Source organism: Allobosea sp. 2KB_26, from assembly GCF_052115715.1.
Classification (GTDB): Bacteria; Pseudomonadota; Alphaproteobacteria; order Rhizobiales; family Beijerinckiaceae; genus Allobosea.
Map to the genome: position 1 here is coordinate 1 of NZ_JBFRHE010000056.1, position 1,187 is coordinate 1,187.

1 protein-coding gene is annotated in these 1,187 nt (G+C 64.5%); it reads left to right on the top strand.

All coding sequences use genetic code 11. From position 1 onward, the window contains the following. Positions 1–1,187, top strand: a 1,187-nt coding sequence (tuf, locus tag AB4099_RS35175) for an elongation factor Tu (protein ID WP_113519290.1), incomplete at its 3' end; no start/stop codon positions are given.

Sequence of the window (1,187 nt, forward strand, 5' to 3'; positions counted from 1 at the left end):
ATGGCCAAAGAGAAGTTTGCGCGGACGAAGCCGCACTGCAATATCGGAACGATTGGTCACGTTGACCATGGCAAGACGTCTTTGACGGCAGCGATCACGAAGGTGCTGGCTGAGTCGGGCGGGGCGTCGTTCACGGCGTATGACCAGATCGACAAGGCGCCTGAGGAGAAGGCTCGCGGGATCACGATCTCGACGGCTCACGTCGAGTACGAGACGGCGAACCGTCACTATGCGCATGTCGACTGCCCCGGGCACGCCGACTACGTGAAGAACATGATCACGGGCGCGGCGCAGATGGACGGCGCGATCCTGGTTGTGTCGGCAGCCGACGGCCCGATGCCGCAGACGCGCGAGCACATCCTGCTGGCGCGCCAGGTCGGCGTTCCGGCGCTGGTGGTGTTCATGAACAAGGTCGACCTGGTCGACGACGCGGAGCTGCTCGAGCTGGTCGAGATGGAGATCCGCGAGCTTCTGTCGAAGTACGACTTCCCGGGCGACGACATCCCGATCACCAAGGGCTCGGCGAAGGCTGCGCTTGACAACGTCTCGCCCGAGATCGGGCATGACGCGGTGATCGAGCTGATGAAGACGGTCGACGCGTATATCCCGCAGCCGGAGCGTCCGATCGACCAGCCGTTCCTGATGCCGGTCGAAGACGTGTTCTCGATCTCGGGCCGTGGCACGGTTGTGACCGGTCGCGTCGAGCGCGGCATCGTCAAGGTTGGCGAGGAAATCGAGATCGTCGGCCTGAAGGACACCGTGAAGACGACGGTGACCGGCGTGGAGATGTTCCGCAAGCTGCTGGACCAGGGCCAGGCTGGCGACAACATCGGCGCGCTGCTGCGCGGTACGAAGCGCGAGGACGTCGAGCGCGGCCAGGTGCTGTGCAAGCCGGGTTCGGTGAAGCCGCACACCAAGTTCAAGGCCGAGGCCTACATCCTGACGAAGGAAGAGGGCGGCCGCCACACGCCGTTCTTCACCAACTACCGCCCGCAGTTCTACTTCCGCACGACGGACGTGACCGGCGTGGTGCACCTGCCTGAGGGCACCGAGATGGTGATGCCTGGCGACAACATCGCCATGGAAGTGCACCTGATCGTGCCGATCGCGATGGAGGAGAAGCTGCGCTTCGCCATCCGCGAAGGCGGCAGGACCGTCGGCGCCGGCGTCGTCGCCAGCATCATCGC